This window comes from Saccharopolyspora antiqui, from assembly GCF_052246905.1.
In the GTDB taxonomy this organism is placed as follows: domain Bacteria; phylum Actinomycetota; class Actinomycetes; order Mycobacteriales; family Pseudonocardiaceae; genus Saccharopolyspora.
The window spans coordinates 85,872-106,011 of sequence record NZ_JBQQBO010000008.1 but is presented as its reverse complement, the minus strand read 5'-3'; the positions used below and the strand labels follow the sequence as shown (position 1 = coordinate 106,011).

Sequence of the window (20,140 nt, the reverse complement as noted above, 5' to 3'; positions counted from 1 at the left end):
AGGGACGGACGAACCACCCCATGAACACTGCAGCTGACGTGCTGGATCTCGCCCCCGTCGTGCCGGTCGTGGCATTGGACGACGTCGCGCACGCGGTACCGCTGGCGCAAGCGCTGCTGCGCGGCGGAATCCGCACCATCGAGGTCACCCTGCGCACCCCCGCCGGACTGCCCGCGATCGAACGGATCGCCGCCGAGGTGCCCGACATGGTCGCCGGAGCGGGCACGATCACCGAGCCGGGACAGGCCAAGCAGGCCGCCGATGCCGGAGCCCGCTACCTGGTCACGCCCGGAACCACCGAGCGGCTGCTCGACGACCTCGACGCATCCGGCCTGCCGTACCTGGCTGGAGCGGGCACCGCATCCGAGGCGATGCGACTGGCCGAACGCGGCGCCACCGCGATGAAGTTCTTCCCCGCCGAGCCCAGTGGCGGTGTGCCGTTCCTGAAAGCGATCGCCGGACCGCTACCCGACCTGCGATTCTGCCCGACCGGCGGGATCAGCCCGCAGACCGCGCCGAACTACCTGGCACTGCCCAACGTCGGATGCGTCGGCGGATCGTGGCTCGCGCCGAAGGACCTGCTGGCCGCCGGTGACTGGGCCCAGATCGAACAGCTGGCCCGAGAAGCCGCCGCACTGCGCTGACCCCGCGCAGCAGGTCGGCCGACAGCGCATTTCCGCCGGGCACGTCGCTGCTCCCGCTGGCGCATCTGAAGGCGCTCCCGACCTGGGCACCTCCTCCGAATCGCGGTAGTCCCTGCCCCGCCAAGTCGGGTCAGGCGGCGATCATGGTCAGCGCTTCGGAAACCGAGTCGGCGACCGGGAATCCGGACGTTTCCAGCTTCTTGCGGTTCATCACGCCGGTGGTCACCAGCACGCAGCGGGTACCCGCCTGTTCGGCCGCGTGCGCATCGTCCAGCACATCGCCGATGAGCACCACGTCCTGGGCATCCAACCCCTGGGCCTCCAGGTGGTGGCGCAGGTGCTTGTCCTTCGATCCGCCGCCGATCTCAGCGCGAAGCCCGTCGACGCGATTGAAGAACGTGCCCAGCCCCATTTCGGTCACCAGCGGGACGAGCTCGTCGTGGAACCACATCGACAACAGCGATTGACTGCGGCCGGTACTCGCCCAATTCCGCAACGCATCCAGCACACCCGACGCAAGACCGCAGGTGTGCAGCAGTTCCCGATACGCGTCGTGGTAGAGCACATCGATGCGCGCCCAGTCCCGGTCGCCCAGCGGCCGTCGCAGCAGCCGCTCGTAGCACTGCAGCAGCGGGCGGCTGAACACCGCACGCCACTCCTCGATGTCGATGTGCTCGCGATCGAAGGCCGTGCAGACGCTGTTCACCGCCGAAACCACAGCGTGGTTGTCGTCGAGGAGCGTGCCGTTCCAATCCCACACGATGTGTCGCGCGTGAGCCAAAGCCGTCATGGGTGGTGACTCTACGAGCCCAAGACGACTTTCAGTACCATCGTCCCAATCTGAGAGACACGGCACACCGCCAAGCCAAACCCGCTGGGACGCCTTCTCGGTCCCAACCGATGCGCCTCGAACCCTGCGCGGTCATCAACGCGGAACGACCCACGCGTCCACTTTTGTCCCGTCACGGGGTTTCGAGATCGGGGTCCGAAGCGTCCTCACCGGAGCGCTCGATCTCTTCCCGCACCACTCGGAAAGCCAGGCCTTCGGCGTAGCCCTTGCGGGCCAGCATGCCCACCAGGCGGCGCATCGTCGCAGTCTGGTCCAAGCTCGTCATCGCGCGGAGCTTCCGCCGCACCAGCTCGCGCGCCCGCTCAACCTCCGCATCTGCATCCACAGTGGACAAAGCTGCCGCCACCAGTTGCTCCTCGACTCCTTTGCGGCGCAACTCGAAACCAAGGGCCTTGCGCCCGAGCCCCTGGTGCTGCTGGCGCGAACTCACCCACTCCTCGGCGAACGAGGCGTCATCGATCAGACCCGCATCGATGAATTTCTGCAGCACACCATCGGCGATGTCCTCGTCGATCCCCTTGCGCAGCAAGGCCTGCCGCAGCTCCGAGCGGCTGCGCGCACGGGCCGCCAGCAGCCGGTAAACCGTGTCGCGCGCCAACTGCTCGGGGTCGTCGGTCGGCTTGCGCGGCGGCTTCTCATCCGCCGCGCCATCCGCGACCTCGTCCATCGGGTGGTCGGGGAAGCGACCCTGGGCACCGCTACCCCGACGCGCACCGTCACCGTTCATCCGCACCAACGCTCCGGACTCAGAAGTCGACCGGCGCCGGTTCGGCGTTCTCCGCGTCCAGCGTCGCCCCGATGCCGAGCTTCTCCTTGATCCGCTTCTCGATCTCGTTGGCGACGTCCGGGTTCTCCCGCATGAACTTGCGGGCGTTCTCCTTGCCCTGGCCGAGCTGATCGCCCTCGTAGGTGTACCAGGCACCGGACTTGCGGATGATGCCCTGCTCGACGCCCATGTCGATCAGCGAGCCCTCCCGGCTGATGCCGGTGCCGTAGATGATGTCGAACTCCGCCTGCTTGAAAGGCGGCGCGACCTTGTTCTTCACCACCTTGACCCGGGTCCGGTTGCCGACCGCGTCCGAACCGTCCTTCAACGTCTCGATCCGCCGCACGTCCAACCGCACCGAGGAGTAGAACTTCAAAGCCTTACCACCGGTGGTGGTCTCAGGCGAGCCGAACATGACGCCGACTTTTTCGCGGAGTTGGTTGATGAAGACCGCCGTTGTTTTCGCGTTGTAGAGTGCTGAGGTCAGCTTTCGGAGGGCTTGGCTCATCAGGCGGGCTTGCAGGCCGACGTGACTGTCGCCCATTTCGCCCTCGATCTCGGCGCGTGGCACCAGCGCGGCCACCGAGTCGATGACGATGATGTCCAGCGCACCGGAGCGGATCAGCATGTCCGCGATCTCCAGCGCTTGCTCACCGGTGTCCGGCTGGGACACCAGCAGCGCGTCGGTGTCCACCCCGATCGCCTTGGCGTACTCCGGATCCAGCGAGTGCTCCGCGTCGATGAAGGCCGCAGTGCCGCCCAACTTCTGCGCGTTGGCCACAGCGTGCAGCGCCACTGAGGTCTTACCACTGCTCTCCGGGCCGTAGATCTCCACGATGCGGCCCCGTGGGTACCCACCGATCCCCAGCGCGACGTCCAGCGAGATGGAACCGGTCGGGATGACCTCGATCGGTGGGCGCGACTCGTCGCCGAGCCGCATGACCGACCCCTTGCCGTACTGCTTGTCGATCTGGGCGAGCGCGAGCTCCAGCGCCTTGCCCTTGTCCGGTGTCGCTGCCATCGGGGGTCCACCTCAGTCGAGTCGAACTGTCGTCGTCGTATCAGATCAGACGCTACGGGCAGGGACCGACAATCCGGCTCTGGGGTGCGGACGGTTCGATCCCGTGCCGCCCATCTTAGGCGAACGGATGTTCGATCATCTTCCCGACACGCCAACCCCGTCACCCGACCGTGTAACGGTGCGATCACCGATGCGGGGTGGACACTCGAAGGAGAAGTCGCCGCGGGCGCCTTGGGGGTGCCGATCATGCGCATGGACCGCTACCTTCCGCCCGACCATCCGCTGAGCCGGTTCTACCGCGTCGGGGCGGCCATCTTCGGGGCCTGCCTGCTGGCCTTCGGCGTGCTGGGCCTGGCCAACCAGGTACCGCTGTTCACCACCCGGGGCATCGACATCCTCGGGCTGTCCAGCAACGGCCTGCTCGCGGTGGTCTCGGTCGTGGTCGGCGCGATCCTGGTCGGTGCCGCGGCCTGGGGCGGGCCGGTCGCGTCCACCACCACCGCCGCGATCGGGGTGCTGTTCTTCCTGTCCGGGCTGATCAACCTGGGTCTGCTGGACACCCCGTGGAACCTGTTCGCCTTCAAGCTGCAGAACGTGGTGTTCAGCCTGGTCGCGGGCATGCTGTTGATGTTCCTCGGGTTCTACGGCCGGGTCAGCGGTGGGCTGCCGGAGGACAACCCCTACAAGCGCTACCGGCACCACGAACCGCCCGCCGAGGACGTGCCGGAGCAGCGGTTGGCCGATGAGCGGCGCATCGCCGAACTCGAACCGCTCTGCGAGGCCGAGGTCGCGGTCGCCGAGGGCCATCCCACTCCGCAGCAGGACCGGCTGGTGCGCTCGGCGGCGTGGCGGCACCTGCAGGAGGAGCGGCGCCGGGCTTACCAGCACTACCTGGACGCCGGGCGCACTCCCGAGCAGCAGATCAGCGCGCAGAACCTGTGGGCGGATTTCGAACCACCGAAACAGCAGCGGCCGGAAAAACCCGAGCCCTGACACCTCGGAAAGCGCGCGACGGAAACGTCTTTGGAGCCGAGACCGCGTCCGAGGTTCCGCCACCGCACCCGCGGAGCTTGTTCGTCAGCGTCGTTCGGCGGGTACTTCGAAGGCTTCGCAGACGGCCTGCCAGACCTCTTTGGTCGACAGCCCGGCGTCCAGCGCCTGGTCGACGGTGCGCCCGCCGAGGGTCGAGAACACGTGATCCTGGGAGAGCATCTCGGCGCGAACTCGGCCGAATTCCTCGGCCATGCGTTGGCGGAAAGCTGTGTGGCGCATCGACGACCAGCCTACGCGTCGCCCCGTACCCTGGTGTTGTGCTGCTGATGTTGCAGGCCGACCCCACCGGTTTGTCCACGCCGCTGGGGCAGGCGGTGATCGCGGCGGGGCTGCTGGCCGCGGTGGTGCTGGCGGTGCGGTTCCTCTGGGAGCACCGCAACCGCCGGTGAGCGCCTCAGGTGCCGGGCTGGATGGTGTCCTCGAACTCGTCGGCCATCTTGTTCGGGTCCAGTTCCTGCTTGTCGTTGGGTTCGAGCACCATGCCGACCAGCGGCCGGTCGTCGACGGTGAACACCAGGGTGCCGAAGTTGTCGCTGGTGACCGCTCGGTAGGTGCCGGAGAGGCCGTTGCCGCTCCACTGCGCCTCGACCTGGTCGCTGGTCACCCCGTTGAAGGTCAGCAGCAGGTCGGCGCGTCGCTGGGCGGCTTCCTGCGAGTCCAGTTGGGTGTAGATGATCTGGGTGCCTTCGTTGGGGTTGCCGATGGAGCAGGACACCACGGTTCCGCCAAGTTCCCGCAGGCCGGGCATGATGCGCTGCCAGCCGGGCGCGCAGTTGGAGTGCTCCGGCATGTCGCCGGCGAGGTTGCGCAGGCAGGCGGTGAAGCCCTTGGCGTCCTTGGTGCCGGGCTGTCGGCATTCGGCCGCGCTGGGTGTGCCGGGGGCGCCGGTGGTGCGCAGCACGATCGCGACGATGGCGACGAGCACCGCGACGGCTGCGACCGCGCCGAGGCCGATCAGCAGGTTGCGGTTGCGTCGGGAGTCGGGTTTGGCGGCTGGTGGTTGGAAGTGCGGTGGTGGTGCGACCACCGGGCGGGTGCGGACGGTGTCGGGTTCGCGGTATCCGGTTTGCGGTTGTCCGGTGTAGGGGATGCCGACCGGTCCGGGCGGTGTGTTGGGGCGGAAGTCCTGGGTCCACATGGCGGCGCCGTCCCGGGAGACGTGGTGGGCGCCGAGTGCGACCGCGGTTTCGGGCTGGTCGAGGGTGGTGGGCACGATCCGCAGTTGTTCGCCGATCAGGCTGGCGACCAGCGGTAGTCGGCTGGAGCCGCCGACGAGGTAGACCCCGGCGAGGTGTTCGGGTCCCATGCCGTTGGAGCGCAGCACGGCGGCGAGGAGTTCGACGCTGCGCAGCATGCTGGGTCGCACCAGGGCTTCGAGTTCGGCGCGGGTGACGAGCACGTCGCTGAAGGGTTCGGGCATCGGCACTTCGGTTTGCGGGTGCCTGGAGAGGGCTTCTTTGGCGGCGCGGACGTCTTCGCGCAGGGTGCGTTGGGCGCGTCGGTCGCCGGTGGTTTCCGGGCGCAGCAGTCGTTGCCAGCGTTGTGGGTCTTTGTTGGAGACCTGTCGTCCGACGTGTTCCAGCAGGGCTTGGTCGATGTCCAGGCCGCCGAGGTCGGAAAGGCCGTCTTCGGCGAGCACGGCGAAGCCGTTCTGGGTGGCGCCGACGATGGCGCAGTCGAAGGTGCCTGCGCCGAGGTCGTAGACGGCCAGTGCTTGGCCGGTGCCCAGGGCGCGGTCGGGGAACGAGGCGAAGTGCGCGGCGGCGGCGACGGGTTCGGGTACGAGGACCAGGTTGCAGTTGAGTCCGGCGAGTCGGGCGGCGGACAGCAGCACGTTGCGTCGGACGGTGCCCCAGCCCGCGGGGTGGGTGAGGCGGACTTCGTCGGGTTGGGCGCCACCGAGTTGTCGGGCGGTTTCTTCGGCGACCCGGTGCAGCACGGCGGCCAGTGCGTCGGTGACGGTGATGACGTTGTCGCCGAGCAGCAGGGTGCTTTCGTCGACGCGGCGCTTGGGGTTGGGTTCGAAGCGGGACGGGTCCAGTCGGGCGCGGCGTTCGGCGTCGCGGCCGACGATGATCGCGCCGTCTTCGGCGGCGAACACGGCGGATGGCATGGTGGCCGAGCCGTCGACTTCGACCACGCGTGGCGGTCGGCCGTGTGCGGACAGCACCGCGACGGTGTTCGAGGTGCCGAGATCCACTGACAGGACGCGCACCCGTTTCCTCCCACTGCCTACCACTGTTGATCCTTCTGGGTGGAATGCTGCCACGTCCGGCGCGGCGGTTTGCAGAGATCCCCCGCATTCGTCGGGTCGTGGCGCGTGGTGGCGCTCACGGTGCTGGCGCGGGCCCGGTGTCGGTGCGTTGGTCCAGCATGGAGGGGTGAGCGACGTGTTGGACCGCTTCTCCCCGGCCACCCGCGACTGGTTCCGCGGGGCTTTCGCCGCGCCCACCGAGGCGCAGCGCGGGGCGTGGGAGGCGATCGCCGACGGCGAGCACGCCCTGGTGGTCGCACCGACCGGCTCCGGCAAGACGCTCGCGGCGTTCCTGTCGGCGCTGGACAAGTTGGCCGTCGAAGGCGCGCCCGCGGAGCCGAGGCAGCGCTGCCGGGTGCTCTACGTTTCACCGCTGAAGGCGCTGGCGGTCGATGTGGAGCGCAACTTGCGCGCGCCGCTGGCCGGGATCCGGCAGGCCGCGCAGCGCCGCGGCAGCGCGCCACCGGACATCCGGGTCGGCATCCGCACCGGGGACACCCCGGCTGACCAGCGGCGTTCGTTCGCCCGAACGCCGCCGGACGTGCTGGTGACCACGCCCGAGTCGTTGTTCCTGCTGTTGACCTCGGCGGCGCGGGATTCGCTGCGCGGTGTCGAGACCGTGATCGTCGATGAGGTGCACGCGGTGGCGGGCACCAAGCGCGGGGCTCATCTGGCGCTTTCGCTGGAGCGGTTGGACGAGTTGTTGTCGCGGCCCGCGCAGCGGGTGGGGTTGTCGGCGACGGTTCGCCCGGTGGCGGAGGTGCGGACCTTCTTGGCGGGTGGTCGGCCGGTGCGCACGGTCCAGCCCGCGCATCCGAAGGAGGTCGAGGTCCGGGTCGAGGTGCCGGTGCCGGACATGGCGGAGTTGGGTGCGTCGACGGGTGAGGTCGAGGGTTCGGCGGCGGGTCCGCAGCAGCGCGCGTCGATCTGGCCGTCGGTGCAGGAGCGGATCCTGGAGCTGATCCGGCAGCACCGTTCGACCATCGTGTTCACCAATTCGCGGCGGCTGGCCGAGCGGTTGACGGCTGGGATCAACGAGCTCGCGGCCGAGGAGCCGGTGCCGATGTCGCGGTTCCCGGCGGAGGCGGTGGGTGGTTCGGGCATCGGCGGTGGTGCGCCGCCGGTGGTGGCCAAGGCGCACCACGGCTCGATGTCGAAGGAGCAGCGGGCGGTGGTCGAGGAGGAGCTGAAGTCGGGGCGGCTGGCTTGCGTGGTGGCGACCTCGTCGCTGGAGCTGGGCATCGACATGGGTGCGGTGGATCTGGTGGTGCAGGTGGAGACGCCGCCGAGCGTGGCTTCCGGGTTGCAGCGCATCGGTCGTGGCGGGCACCAGGTCGGCGCGGTGTCGCGGGGGGTGGTGTTCCCGAAGTTCCGGGGTGATCTGGTCGGTTGCGCGGTGGTTTCGGAGCGGATGGCCGATGGGTTGATCGAGTCGATCGCCTTTCCGCGCAATCCGTTGGACGTGTTGGCGCAGCACGTGGTGTCGATGGTCGCGATGGACAGCTGGCCGGTGTCGCGGTTGGCGGCTGTGCTGCGGCGGGCGGCGCCTTTCGCGGGGTTGCCGGATTCGGCGTTGCACGCGGTGTTGGACATGTTGGCGGGCCGTTATCCCAGCGAGGAGTTCGGTGAGTTGCGGGCCCGCATCGTCTGGGATCGGGTGAACGATGAGTTGCGGGCGCGGCCGGGCGCGCAGCGGCTCGCGGTGACTTCGGGCGGCACGATCCCGGATCGGGGGCTGTTCACCGTGACCACGCCGGGCGACGATGCCGCGGGCAAGGGCGGGGTGCGGGTTGGTGAGCTCGACGAGGAGATGGTCTACGAGTCGCGGGTCGGGGATGTCTTCCTGCTGGGCACTTCGGCTTGGCGGGTGGAAGACATCACCCACGACCGGGTCGTGGTGATACCGGCGCCGGGCGAGCCGGGTCGGATGCCGTTCTGGAAGGGCGATCAGCCGGGCCGTCCGCTGGAGCTCGGGCGGGCGCTCGGCGCCTTCGTCCGGGAGTTGACCGGCGCGGATGGCGCGGCGGCGCGGTCCCGCATCGCGGCCGCTGGGTTGGACGAGTGGGCCCAGGACAATCTGCTGTCCTATTTGGACGAACAGCGGCAGGCGACCCGGCACGTCCCGGATGACCGCACGATCGTGGTGGAGCGGTTCCGCGATGAGCTCGGCGATTGGCGGCTGGTGGTGCATTCGCCGTTCGGCGCCAAGGTGAACGGGCCGTGGGCGTTGGCCATCGGCGCGCGGATCCGCCAGCGGCGGGGGGTCGAGCCGCAGGTGGCGTCGTCGGATGACGGGATCGTGCTGCGGTTGGCGGATGCGTTGGACGATTCGGGCGCGGAGGTGTTGCCGACCGCGGAGGACGTGCTGCTGCCGCCGGAGGAAGTGCAGCAGGTGGTGACCGATGAGGTCGGTGGTTCGGCGCTGTTCGCGGCTCGGTTCCGGGAGTGCGCGGCGCGGGCGCTGCTGCTGCCGCGCCGGGATCCGCGTCGTCGTACGCCGTTGTGGCAGCAGCGGCAGCGGGCGGCGCAGTTGCTGGCGGTGGCGGCGCAGTACGAGCAGTTCCCGATCGTGCTGGAGGCGATGCGGGAGTGCTTGCAGGACGTCTACGACCTGCCCGGGTTGACCGAGCTGATGTCGCAGGTCGCGGCGCGGAAGGTGCGGGTGGTGGAGGTCGAGACGGCGACGCCGTCGCCGTTCGCGCGCAGCTTGTTGTTCGGCTACATCGGCATGTTCCTGTACGAGACGGATGCGCCGCTGGCGGAGCGGCGGTCGGCGGCGTTGAGCCTGGATTCGACGCTGCTGGCCGAGCTGCTCGGCTCGGAGGCGCTGCGGGAGCTGCTGGATCCGGCGGCGCTTGCGGAGATCGAGCAGCAGTTGCAACGGCTGTCCCCGCAGTGGCATGCCCGCGATGCGGAGTCGGCGATGGATCTGCTGCGGTTCCTGGGTGATCTGTCGACCGAGGAGGCCGAGGCGCGGGGTGTGCGACCGGCGTGGCTGGCGGATTTGGCGGAGCAGCGCCGGGTGCTGCGGGTGCGCATCGCGGGGGATCAGCGGTGGCTGCCCGTCGAGGATGCGGGCCGGGTCCGCGATGCGCTGGGGGTTGCGCTGCCGGTCGGTGTACCGGAGGCGTTCACCGAGCCGGTTGCCGATCCGCTGGGTGATCTGCTGATCCGCTACGCCCGCTGTCGTGGGCCGTTCACCGCCGACGCCGCGGCGCACCGGTTCGGGTTGGGGGTGGCGGTGGTGCACGGCGTGCTGGATCGGCTCACCGGTTCGGGTCGGTTGGTGCGCGGCGAGCTGCGACCGCTGGAGGCCGGTGGCGGCGGGGCCTTGGAGTACTGCGATGCCGAGGTGTTGCGGCGGTTGCGGCGGGCGTCGTTGGCTCGCTTGCGGGCCGAGGTCGAGCCGGTGGAACCGGCCGCGTTGGGTCGTTTTCTGCCGGTCTGGCACGGCATCGGCGCCCGGTTGCGCACCGCGCCCACGGTGGATGACGTGTATGCCGTGGTGGAGCAGCTCGCGGGGGCTCCGGTCCCGGCGAGCGGGTTGGAGTCGCTGGTCCTGCCCGCCCGGTTGCCCGGCTACTCCCCCGCGTTGCTCGACGAGTTGACCGCGACCGGTGAGGTCAGCTGGGTGGGTTCGGGTTCGCTGGCCGGTGGTGATGGTTGGATCGCGTTGGCGCCCACCGATGTCGCCGATCTGCTGTTGCCGGATCTGCCGGAGGAGCCGGGTTCGGATTCTCCGCTGCATCGCGCCGTGGTGTCCGCATTGGACGGTGGGGCGCTGTTCTTCCGGCAGTTGGCCGATCGTGCGGGCGCGGTGTTGCTGGAGCAGGGCGAGTCGGCGCCCACCGACGACCTGCTCACCTCGGCGTTGTGGGATCTGGTCTGGTCGGGGACGGTCACCAACGACACCTTGGCGCCGTTGCGGGCTTTGGTGTCCGGGCGCGGGGCGGCGCACAAGCCGCGCCGCAGCGCGCCGCGCGGTCGTTATGCGCGGTTGCGCGCTGGTCGGCCGTCGATGCCCAGTCGTGGTGGTCCGCCCACGGTGTCCGGGCGCTGGTCGCTGGCTCCGCAGCCTTCGGGTGATCCGACGCGGCGGGCGCACGCGCGGGCCGAGGCGTTCTTGGAACGGCATGGGGTGTTGACGCGTGGCGCGTTGGACGTCGAACGGGTCGTTGGCGGGTTTTCGGCGGTCTACAAGGTGCTTCGGGCCATGGAGGAGTCCGGTCGGTGTCGGCGCGGATATGTCGTCGAGGGTCTTGGTGCCGCGCAGTTCGCGGTGCCCGGTGCGATCGATCGGCTGCGCGCGATGTCCCGGGACGACGGCGACGGCGATGCGGTGGTGCTGGCCGCCGCCGATCCGGCGCAGCCCTACGGTGGGGCGCTGGAATGGCCTGCGGTGATGGGTGAAACCCGGCATCGTCCGGGGCGCAAGGCCGGTGCGCTCGTGGTGCTCGTGTCGGGCGCGGCGGTGTTCTACGTCGAGCGGGGCGGGAAGTCGTTGTTGTCGTTCACCGACGATGAGTCGGCTTTGCGCCGCGCCGCGGCGGGGCTGGCCCGCATCGTCCGGGACGGTTGGTTGGATCAGCTGGCGGTGCAGCGCGCCGACGGCGAGGGCGCGTGGGGGTCCCGTCTGGCGGCGGTGCTCACCGAGGCGGGATTCCGCGCCACTCCGAAGGGTTTGCGACTACGCGCCTGAGCAGCTGCGCGCCAGGCTGTGGCCGCCCGCTACAGCTGCATGAACGGCTCGGCGTAGCGGAATTCGCCGCGGATCGACGGCCGGTAGCTGGCCAGTGCGCGGACCTGGAAATGCGAGCCCCAGTCCGGCACCGGCGGTGTGATGCCGTAGGTCTCGGCGGGCTCGAAGCCGAACATCGGGTAGTAGTCGAGGTGGCCGAGCAGCACGACCATCGGCTCGCCGAGCGCATCGCCGCCGCCGAGCACCGCATGCATCAACGCGGCACCGACCCCCTGCCCCTGCAGTTGCGGCGGCACCCCGATCGGTCCGAGCGCCAGCACCGGGGTCTCGGCGACGTGGCCTCGGGTGCACACCACGTGTCCTGCGATCTCGCCGTCCCGCTGCGCTACCAGGGACAACTCGGGCAGCCAGGCATCGCCAGCCCGCAGCGCATCGACCAGGCCCACCTCGACCGGAACCTGACCCGGTGGCGTGGTCTTGGCGAACGCGGCCGAATGAACTGCGCGGATGGCAGCGACATCCGCGGGTGTCTCGCGTCGGATCAGCACGCGCCCACGCTGTCCCAACCGATCCGGAAGCGCAAACGATTTGTGCGGGCGGGTGGTGCTGCGGGCTGTGACGGGTCGTCCTCGCTCACGAGCTTTTGGCTTCGCGGCCCTGCTTCGGTGCGACGTACCAGATCGAGACGCCGACTCCGAGGTAGAGCAGGCACATGATCCACGACACGCCGACGTAGCCGATCGCGCCGGTGAACAAGGCCACGATCAGCGGTCCGGCGAGGGTGGACAGGCCCGCTCCCAGGTTCAGGATCGAGATCGCGGCACCCTTGTTGGACTTGACGAGGTTCGCGGTCACGGCGTCGAGGGGGATGTACCCGGCCATGCTGACGCCCCACGCGGTGCCAGCGATCAGCAGTGCCCAGTAGTTGTGGCCGAACAGTTGCGGGACGTAGAAGAACGCGATGACCGAGACCGCGCCGCCGAAGCCGCCGACGATGGAGATCGTCCGCTTCCAGCCGATCTTGTCGCCCGCGTGCCCGAAGACCAGGTTGAACACGATGTTGAGCAGGAAGATCGTGCCCCACACGCTCAACCACTCGGATGTGCTGTACCCGAGATCGGCGAGGTAGAGCGGCATGAAGATCGGGAACGCGAATTGGGGGAGCGTGTTGATGATGCGGATGACGAGCACGAGCAGCAGCCGCGGTTCCGCTTTGATGATCGTGACCAGCGATGCCAGGTCCTTCCACCGGCTGCCGGTGCTCGCGTGTCGGGGTTTCACGTCGTCGCGGTTGAGGAAGATCATCGCGAATGCGCCGAGTGCCGCCCACAGCAGAGTGGACCACAGCGTCGGGATGTTTCCGAAGTAGCGGATGAAGACGTCGGATCCGTAGGCGCCCACGACGCTCATCCCGCCGGCGAAGGCGAACCAGAACCAGCCGTACGCCGCGCTCATCCGGCTCGGTCGTGCTCGGTATGCGATCCAGACGAGGAAGGAGTAGGAGAACAGCGGATAGCTGAACCCCTTGATCGCGTAACCGGCGAACAGCGCCCACACGGCGTGCTGCTGCACCCCCACGCCGACGAACAAGCTCGTGCCGACCGCGAAGAAGACGAACGCGGCGAGCATCGTCTTCTTCGCTCCGAGGACCTCGAAGAGCACTCCGGAGAGCCAGGAGGCCAGCGAGACGCAGACGCCGTAGGTGGAGAACACGGCGGCGACGACGCCCAGGCTGATCCCCTGGGCGACCAGGTAGGGGCTGAGCCAGCTGACTTCGAGGCCGGTTCCGATCATGAACAGGAAGATCCCGAGGAAACCCCAGGAGATCTTCTTCGGGATCCCCGCTCTTTCGAGGACGGATCGCGGTGCTTCTTCAGCGGAGGCTGTGGTGGTCACGAGCAGCGCCAATCTTCGGGAGTTGGGTCCGCGGGCTACTGCGCTGTCCAGCCACCGTCTGCGGGCAGGATTACACCGGTGAGGTAGCTCGACTCGTCCGATGCGAAGAACAGGGCGATGTCGGCGATTTCCTCGGGAGTTCCCATGCGCCCCAGGAGGTTGTTGGAGAAGTGGGCTTCGTCCTCGGGGGTCTTGATCGCGTCGGCCATCATCGGGGTCCTGATGGATCCGGGGCAGATGCAGTTGACCCGCACGTTCTTTCGGCCGTAGTCGACGGCCCACACGCGCGTCAGCGCGACGAGTCCGCCCTTGGACGCCGTGTAGGCATCCGCGCCGGGCATTCCGACGATCGCGTTGATGGATGAGTTGTTGATGATCGACCCGCCGCCGGATGCGATCATGACCGGAAGGACGTGCCGGGTCACGTTCGCGGCACCGTCGAGGTTGATTTCGAGGATCTTCCGCCAGTGCGCGACGGGTGTGTTCAGCACCGAGGTCATCGTGTAGGTGTCGTTGGACGAATACCCGATACCGGCGTTGTTGAACAGCACGTCGAGGTGGCCGAATCGCTGGTGCACGGCGGCGATCGTGTCGGCCACGGCCTGTTCGTCGGAGATGTCGAGCTGGTAGAACGCGGCGGTTCGTCCCGCGTCGACGAGCTCGCGCTCCATGGCGGCGCCCTGTTCGCCGTCCCAGTCCAGCAGGGCGACGGATGCGCCCTCTTCGGTGAACCGCCGTGCCGCGGCGGCGCCCTGGCCGCTTGCCGCTCCGGTGATCACAGCGACTTTGCCGTGGAGTCTCATCCGTCGGGTCCTTTCGGGGTGGTGCTCGTGGGGCCTGGTGGTCCCGCGGTTCTCGACGCCTCAGCTGCGCCTGGCGCGTCCGGTGCGTCGGAATCTTGAAAACCTCGTGTTGTGAAATCACATTCGATGCTAGCTCGATGTAATCGGATCTCACAAGGGCCTGTCCGCGTCCCGCGTTGTCGCCAGCCCCTACGTCCTGCTCCGACTCGAATCTTCCCTGATAGGAAGAAGAAATTCGATAGACTGGACGCCGCCGAGAGGCAGGGCTTACCACTACGAGCCAAACAGCGCTAGAATGTGAGAAAATCACATCAGGCGCTCACTGCCCCACCGGCAGCCGGGGCGACGTCAGAGGAACGGGATGGAGAATTCGCGATGGCCGTCGATGCCAGCGAGCGCCAGAGACTGATCCGCGCGCAGGTGCTCGCGGAGGGCGAAGTCGAGTTCGGCGCCCTCGCGGCCGAGTTCGGCGTCTCCGAGATGACGATCCGCCGCGATATCGATGTTCTGGAGTCCAAAGGTGTGGTGCGGAAGGTGATCGGCGGCGCGATCGCCGCCGGGAAGGCCGCCGAACCGCCGTTCGAGGCTCGCGCCAATCTCGAAGCGGCCAGCAAGCAGCACATCGCCGAAGCCGTCGTCGCGCGGCTGACCACCCACGAGACCGTGATCCTGGACAGCGGCAGCACCGCCCTCGCCGTCGCTCGCGCGATCCGCGGCGCCAACCTGGAGCTGACCGTTGTGACACCGAGCATCCTGGTCGCCCTCGAACTGGCCGACGAGCCCGGCACCACGGTGCTCCTCGCCGGTGGGCTGGTCCGCCCCGGAGAGCTCAGCCTGATCGGCGCCGAAGCCATGGAGGCCTTCGACCGCTACAGCTGCGACACCTTCGTGATGGGCGTCGCGGGCATCGACGCCGAGCGCGGCTTCACCGACTACCACCGGGAGGAGAGCGCGGTGAAGCGGGCCGCGATCCGAGCGGCCGATCGGCTGATCGTCGCGGCCGACCACACCAAGTTCGGCCGCACGCACCTGGTCAACATCGCCGCCCTGGGGGCAGCGGACATCCTCGTCACCGACGGTGCCGCGCCCGAAGACGTCAGCGCCGCCGCAGCCGGTTCCGGCGTCGAGATCGTCACAGCGTCGACCACTCGGGTTCCCCGGGGTCTCGCGACGTGACGGCCCTCGGGTGCAGAGGGCTGAAACCGGTCGCCGCCAGGGCTGGACCGCCGACCAGCGCAACCCGCAACCGCGCACCCCGGTGCGCAGCAGTCGTCCCTAGGAAGAGAAAGCACGAAACCCATGACAACCTGGCTCAACGACGTTTTCGCCGCCCCCAAGCCGATCATCGCGATGCTGCACCTCTCGGCGCTGCCGGGCGACCCGGGCTACGACACCGAGGCGGGCATTTCCGCCATCGTCGACCGCGCCAAAGGTGAACTCGCGGCGTTGCAGGCCGGCGGGGTCGATGGCGTGATGATCTCCAACGAGTTCAGCCTGCCCTACCTCACCCAGACCGAGCCGATCACCGCGATCTCGATGGCGCGCATCATCGCCGAACTCCTCCCCGACATCGCCATCCCCTACGGCGTCAACGTGCTCTGGGACGGCCGCGCCTCCATCGACCTGGCGGTCGCCACCGGTGCGCAGTGGGTTCGGGAGATCTTCACCGGCGTCTACGCGAGCGACTTCGGCCTGTGGAACACCAACATCGGGGAGGTCGCACGGCACCGCCACCGCATCGGCGCGGACGACGTGAAGCTGCTGTTCAACATCGTTCCCGAGTCCGCGCAGTACCTCGCCGACCGCAGCCTGCAGTCCATCGCGGAGACCACCGTGTTCGCCGCACGCCCCGACGCGCTCTGCGTCTCCGGGCTCACCGCGGGCGCTCCGACCGACACCCAGTCGTTGAAGATCGTCAAGAATGCCGCCGGGAACGTACCGGTGTTCGTCAACACCGGGGTGAAGGCGCACAACGTCGCCGAACAGCTCGCGATCGCCGACGGCGCGGTGGTCGGCACCTACTTCAAGGAAGACGGCGTGTTCGAGAACCGGGCGAGCCTGGCCCGGGTGCAGGAACTGATCGGCGCGGTCCGCGACTTCCGCGCCACCCTGTAGCAACCCAACGAGCGGGGAGCTCCCGATGAGTGTTGTGCTCGGCGTGGACATCGGCACGTATGAAGCCAAGGGCGTTCTCGTCGATGAGGACGGTCGGATCCTCGCGCAGCATCGACGTCCGCACCGCGTCGCGGTCCCGCGACCCGGCCACCTGGAGCACGACCCGGAAACGGTGTGGTGGGGCGGATTCGTCGACGTCGTTCGCGCGCTGCTGGCCGAGCACGAGCGGACCGCCGGTGACCTCGCCGCGGTTTCCGTCAGCGGCATCGGGCCGTGCGTGCTGCCCATCGACCGCTGCGGTACGCCGCTGCGCAACGCGATCCTCTACGGGGTCGACACCCGCGCGGCAGCCCAGATCGACCAGCTCAACGAGGCCATCGGAGAAACCGAGATCCTCGAACGCTCGGGCACCTCGCTCACCTCGCAGTCGGCCGGACCGAAGATCGCCTGGATCGAGCAGTACGAACCCGACGTCTTCGCCCGCACGGCGCTGTTCCTCACCTGCCAGACCTTCATCGTCGGACGGCTCATCGGCAGGTGGGTCGTCGACCACGCGACCGCGGCCTACTACCACCCGTTCTACGACCAACGCACCCTCGACTGGAACCTGGCGCGAAACCCAGGTGCGCTCACCCGTGAACAGCTGCCCGAGCTGGGTTGGTCCGGCGACATCGCCGGTCGCATCACCAGCTCGGCGGCCGAAGCGACCGGACTGCGCACCGGCACCCCAGTGCTCGTGGGGGCGCCCGACGCACCGGCCGAAGCGCTCAGCGGTGGTGTTTTCGACGATCGGGACATGATGCTCATGTACGGCTCCTCGCACTTCGTGATCGAGGTGCTGGACCGTCCCAGGACGTCGAAAACCCTGTGGCCAGCGCCGTATCTGTTCCCGGACACCTACCTGCTCGCCGCTGGCACCGCCACGGCCGGAAGTTTCACCCGCTGGTACGCCGACCTGCTTTCCCCGGAGGCGGGCGGCAGCGATGCGCTCTACGCGGAGCTCGCCGAGCTCGCCGCCGCTTCCCCGCCGGGGGCGCGGGGACTGCTGGCCATTCCGTACCTCAGCGGCGAGCGGACCCCGCTGTACGACCCCGGCGCCCGCGGCGCGTTGCTCGGCCTGTCGCTGGAACACGACCGCGGCGATGTGGCCCGCGCGGTCGTGGAATCGATCGCCCACAGCGCGGCCGCCGCGTTGCGCACGTTCGACGAGCAAGGACTCCCGCCCCGGGTCATCCGAGCGATCGGCGGTGGCACCAAGAACCGGGTTTGGGTGCAGGCCGTCAGCGATATCACCGGCTACCCCCAGGAGATCGTCTCCGGTCCCGGTGCCGCCTACGGGGACGCGATGCTCGCGGCGAGCGCGGTCGGCATCCTCGACGGGCGTCGCGACCTCGGCCGTTGGGTCACCCCGACCACCGTGATCGAACCACGCCGCGAACTGGCGCCGCTCTACGCCCGCCAACGCGAGCTGTTCGAGCAGCTCTACCGCAGCACCAGACCAATAGTGACCGCCCTCGACGAGCTGAGGACCCCATGACGACCAGGACCAACCCGCAGCGCTGGACCGAGCTGGGCGAGCACATCGCCGACCGGTTGGCCGTGGCAGCGGATTCCCGGGTCAGCATCTTCGTCAACGACGCGGCCGCGCTCCCGGCCGCGAATGCGCTCATCCGCGTCGCGACCAGGTCGGGTGCCGCGGTGCAGACCGTCTACACCGGCGAATCCCTCGACCAGGAGGCACTGGCTGCTTACGACTTGGACCGGCTCGCCCAGCCCGCCCCGGTCGAGGAGGCCGCGATGACCTGGTCCGACGTGCACGTGTCCTTCCGGGCCATGCTCTGGCCCGATGCCGACGACGCGGCGATCGAGGACCTGCCGCAGCGGCTGGCGGCGATGCGCACCGCGAAAGGGCTGATCTCCACGCTGCGCTGGCAGGGCACCCGCTGGGCGGTCGTCCGCATTCCCACCGCTGCCTGGGCCGCGCACATCGGGGTGTCCGCCGAAATCCTCCTGGACGAGTTCTTCGCCGGTGCGCTCGACGATTGGGACGGCAACAAGAGGCGGTGGCAGCCGGTGGCGGACGCCCTCACCAACGGGAGCACGGCCACAATCAAGTCGGCCGACACCGACCTCACCCTCGGCATCGAAGGACGCCGTGGCGTCCTGTTCGCCGGGGAGGCGAACCTGCCGGACGGTGAGGTTGCCACCGCCCCGGTGGACGATCGCGTCGACGGCCACATCACCTTCCCCGGCAAGTCGATCTTCGCTGGCCAGCTGTTCGAGAACCTCCGGCTGGATTTCGAGCACGGCCAGGTCACCGACGTCCGAGCGACGGCAGGCGCCGATATCGCCCGCGCGCTGATCGGCACCGACCAGGGCTCGCGCCGGGTCGGTGAACTCGGCATCGGCCTGAGCGCGGTCGTGCGGCAGTGGACCGGCGACCTGTTCATCGACGAGAAGATCCTCGGCACCGTGCACATCGCCCTCGGCCGCGCCTACCCGGAATGCGGCGGGGTGAACAAATCATCGCTGCACTGGGACATTGTCAAGGACCTCCGCCACACCGCCGCCGGTGGCGGAACCCTGGCCATCGACGGCACCCCGATCATCGCCAACGGCCGCGTCGTGTGGCCGTCGCTGACCAGCTGACGCGTTGCGCCGTTGATCCGCGCGGTGCCGGTCGCCCGCCCGCAGCGGCGTGAACTGCGGGCGGGCGCCGAACGCCACGCGGCCGCTTCGCCGCCGGGTTCAGCGGGTGGCCAACTGCAGCAGGCCCCAGAGCTGCGCGATCGCATCCGGATCACCGCTGGTCTCCACCGCGCGATCCGGCAGCCGCCCCCACATCCACAGGTAGACCGCGGTCGCGTCACCACCGACCACCGCATCCGGCGTCGTGGTCGACACGTCCTCCGAGCTGATCACCGCAGACCCGTTCTGGTCGGCGGTGACCAGCCAGTTCTGCCCGGCCACGTAGACCCCGACCGAGCAGGGGCGCGTCGCGGTGATGCCGAGCGCGCGCAGCCGGTAGCCGAACCACAAGCGCAGCACCTCGTCGATGCCGTCGCCCGCCACGTCGGGCTCGATCGGCGTCGGCTCGATCCCGGCGGCGATCTGCACGTCCACCCGGTGCACCGTCGTGGCGTGCAGCATCCGGCGCAGCCAGAACCGCACGGTGTGCTCTTCCGGCCACCACGTCGGACACGGATCGTGCGGTGGTCGAGCGCCGAACTCGGCCAGCAGGTCGGCCAACCGAACGGCGAACCGGCTGGCCACCTCGCGCAATTCGGGCCGGTCCGGCAGGTCCCAACGCCGTTCGGCCTCGGTCGAACCCAGCCAGGACAGGGTGTCCTCGCACAGATCCCCCAGAAACCGCACGGTCTGCCCCAGGGTCCGTCCGGAAGCGCCCCACACTGGTGCGTCGATGTGCGCATCATGGGTCGCCGCGGTGAGCAGCTGTGCCTCGATGCCGAGCAGTTCCAGCATCCGGCCGTAGTCGAGCCCCACTTCAGTACCGTTCATCGCGCCACCCCCAACAAGCTCCGCCCGACGATGTCGAGGAACTCCCGGCTGCGCGCCAACAGCGCGTCGGCAGCCAGCCAGGTGATCGTCGGCACCCCGGCCTCGGCGGCCGCCCGCAGGTCCGAGCGCGCCGCGAAATACGCCGCCCATTCCCGCAGTTCGGGCGCGGCCCCGGTCAACAACGTCCACACGCTGGCTGGCCGGTCGGCCTCCCGCCGCCAGGAGCGCGCCACCACGATCGCGGTCGCGGCACGTAACGCGGCCACGTGCGCGGCCGCGAACCGGTCGCCCGGCCGGTCCGCCTCCGCCGCTTCGTGCAGGCAGGTTCGGGCGTGGAGCAGCAACGAGAGCGCACCGGCAGGTGTCTCGGCCTCGGGCGTTGGTTCGTGGTTCTCCACGGAGCGCCGCGGAGCCGGTATCGAGAGATCAGTGGAAAAAGACATCGGCGTTCTCCTCTGCACGACGAAGCCGTCCACGCCTGCCGCTGGGGAGCCCGGCAGGTCCGGCGGCAGGGTGCTTC

General features: G+C 69.0%; 18 protein-coding genes. 8 read left to right on the top strand and 10 right to left on the bottom strand.

Going from position 1 to position 20,140, the window contains the following annotated elements; all coding sequences use genetic code 11:
* Nucleotides 1-20: 20 nt before the first annotated feature.
* Complete coding sequence (eda, locus tag ACTWQN_RS15400) at nt 21-644, top strand: bifunctional 4-hydroxy-2-oxoglutarate aldolase/2-dehydro-3-deoxy-phosphogluconate aldolase (RefSeq protein ID WP_443204151.1); 624 nt, start codon at nt 21-23, stop codon at nt 642-644.
* 130 nt (nt 645-774) lie between these two features.
* Here the strand turns inward: eda and ACTWQN_RS15395 are convergent, their stop codons facing one another.
* From ACTWQN_RS15395 to recA, 3 genes are all read right to left on the bottom strand, one after another.
* Nucleotides 775-1,434, bottom strand: coding sequence for an HAD family hydrolase (locus tag ACTWQN_RS15395; protein ID WP_443204150.1), 660 nt, complete (start codon nt 1,432-1,434; stop codon nt 775-777).
* 172 nt (nt 1,435-1,606) lie between these two features.
* Nucleotides 1,607-2,227, bottom strand: a complete 621-nt coding sequence (locus tag ACTWQN_RS15390) for a regulatory protein RecX (RefSeq protein ID WP_443204149.1) — start codon at nt 2,225-2,227, stop codon at nt 1,607-1,609.
* A gap of 13 nt (nt 2,228-2,240) precedes the next feature.
* Nucleotides 2,241-3,281, bottom strand: a complete 1,041-nt coding sequence (recA, locus tag ACTWQN_RS15385) for a recombinase RecA (RefSeq protein WP_443204148.1) — start codon at nt 3,279-3,281, stop codon at nt 2,241-2,243.
* 246 nt (nt 3,282-3,527) lie between these two features.
* Here recA and ACTWQN_RS15380 point away from each other — a divergent pair, with 246 nt between their 5' ends.
* Nucleotides 3,528-4,274 carry a DUF4383 domain-containing protein gene (locus ACTWQN_RS15380; protein ID WP_443204147.1) on the top strand — a complete coding sequence of 249 codons (747 nt, stop codon included), beginning with the start codon at nt 3,528-3,530 and terminating at the stop codon, nt 4,272-4,274.
* Nucleotides 4,275-4,358: 84 nt separating this feature from the next.
* Here the strand turns inward: ACTWQN_RS15380 and ACTWQN_RS15375 are convergent, their stop codons facing one another.
* Nucleotides 4,359-4,553 carry a DUF3046 domain-containing protein gene (locus ACTWQN_RS15375; RefSeq protein WP_443204146.1) on the bottom strand — a complete coding sequence of 65 codons (195 nt, stop codon included), beginning with the start codon at nt 4,551-4,553 and terminating at the stop codon, nt 4,359-4,361.
* A 38-nt stretch (nt 4,554-4,591) separates the two neighbouring features.
* On the opposite strand from ACTWQN_RS15375, the gene ACTWQN_RS15370 reads away from it, so the two are divergent.
* Nucleotides 4,592-4,723, top strand: coding sequence for a hypothetical protein (locus ACTWQN_RS15370; RefSeq protein WP_443204322.1), 132 nt, complete (start codon nt 4,592-4,594; stop codon nt 4,721-4,723).
* Nucleotides 4,724-4,728: 5 nt separating this feature from the next.
* Here the strand turns inward: ACTWQN_RS15370 and ACTWQN_RS15365 are convergent, their stop codons facing one another.
* The gene (locus tag ACTWQN_RS15365) at nt 4,729-6,549 is read right to left on the bottom strand and encodes an Hsp70 family protein (RefSeq protein ID WP_443204145.1); all 1,821 of its coding nucleotides are present in this window, start codon (nt 6,547-6,549) and stop codon (nt 4,729-4,731) included.
* Between the two features lie 166 nt (nt 6,550-6,715).
* Between ACTWQN_RS15365 and ACTWQN_RS15360 the strand changes: the two genes are divergently transcribed.
* On the top strand, nt 6,716-11,287 hold the full coding sequence (locus ACTWQN_RS15360; RefSeq protein ID WP_443204144.1) for an ATP-dependent helicase: 4,572 nt from the start codon (nt 6,716-6,718) through the stop codon (nt 11,285-11,287).
* A gap of 29 nt (nt 11,288-11,316) precedes the next feature.
* Here ACTWQN_RS15360 and ACTWQN_RS15355 read toward each other — a convergent pair whose 3' ends face one another.
* From ACTWQN_RS15355 to ACTWQN_RS15345, 3 genes are all read right to left on the bottom strand, one after another.
* On the bottom strand, nt 11,317-11,835 hold the full coding sequence (locus ACTWQN_RS15355) for a GNAT family N-acetyltransferase (RefSeq protein WP_443204143.1): 519 nt from the start codon (nt 11,833-11,835) through the stop codon (nt 11,317-11,319).
* An 85-nt stretch (nt 11,836-11,920) separates the two neighbouring features.
* Nucleotides 11,921-13,183 (bottom strand): MFS transporter, encoded by a 1,263-nt coding sequence (locus ACTWQN_RS15350; protein ID WP_443204142.1) that lies wholly within the window; start codon nt 13,181-13,183, stop codon nt 11,921-11,923.
* 35 nt (nt 13,184-13,218) lie between these two features.
* The gene (locus tag ACTWQN_RS15345; protein ID WP_443204141.1) at nt 13,219-13,986 is read right to left on the bottom strand and encodes an SDR family NAD(P)-dependent oxidoreductase; all 768 of its coding nucleotides are present in this window, start codon (nt 13,984-13,986) and stop codon (nt 13,219-13,221) included.
* Nucleotides 13,987-14,361: 375 nt separating this feature from the next.
* Between ACTWQN_RS15345 and ACTWQN_RS15340 the strand changes: the two genes are divergently transcribed.
* From ACTWQN_RS15340 to ACTWQN_RS15325, 4 genes are all read left to right on the top strand, one after another.
* Nucleotides 14,362-15,162 carry a DeoR/GlpR family DNA-binding transcription regulator gene (locus ACTWQN_RS15340; RefSeq protein WP_443204140.1) on the top strand — a complete coding sequence of 267 codons (801 nt, stop codon included), beginning with the start codon at nt 14,362-14,364 and terminating at the stop codon, nt 15,160-15,162.
* A 123-nt stretch (nt 15,163-15,285) separates the two neighbouring features.
* Nucleotides 15,286-16,101: a BtpA/SgcQ family protein gene (locus ACTWQN_RS15335; RefSeq protein WP_443204139.1), complete on the top strand. Its 816-nt coding sequence runs from the start codon at nt 15,286-15,288 to the stop codon at nt 16,099-16,101.
* Between the two features lie 25 nt (nt 16,102-16,126).
* Nucleotides 16,127-17,638: an FGGY-family carbohydrate kinase gene (locus ACTWQN_RS15330; protein WP_443204138.1), complete on the top strand. Its 1,512-nt coding sequence runs from the start codon at nt 16,127-16,129 to the stop codon at nt 17,636-17,638.
* Complete coding sequence (locus ACTWQN_RS15325; protein ID WP_443204137.1) at nt 17,635-18,750, top strand: aminopeptidase; 1,116 nt, start codon at nt 17,635-17,637, stop codon at nt 18,748-18,750. Before ACTWQN_RS15330 ends, ACTWQN_RS15325 begins: the two co-directional genes overlap by 4 nt.
* A gap of 99 nt (nt 18,751-18,849) precedes the next feature.
* Here ACTWQN_RS15325 and ACTWQN_RS15320 read toward each other — a convergent pair whose 3' ends face one another.
* Both ACTWQN_RS15320 and ACTWQN_RS15315 read right to left on the bottom strand, forming a co-directional pair.
* Nucleotides 18,850-19,620 (bottom strand): maleylpyruvate isomerase N-terminal domain-containing protein, encoded by a 771-nt coding sequence (locus tag ACTWQN_RS15320; RefSeq protein WP_443204136.1) that lies wholly within the window; start codon nt 19,618-19,620, stop codon nt 18,850-18,852.
* Complete coding sequence (locus ACTWQN_RS15315; RefSeq protein ID WP_443204135.1) at nt 19,617-20,063, bottom strand: SAV_6107 family HEPN domain-containing protein; 447 nt, start codon at nt 20,061-20,063, stop codon at nt 19,617-19,619. Before ACTWQN_RS15315 ends, ACTWQN_RS15320 begins: the two co-directional genes overlap by 4 nt.
* Between the last annotated feature and the right edge of the window lie 77 nt (nt 20,064-20,140).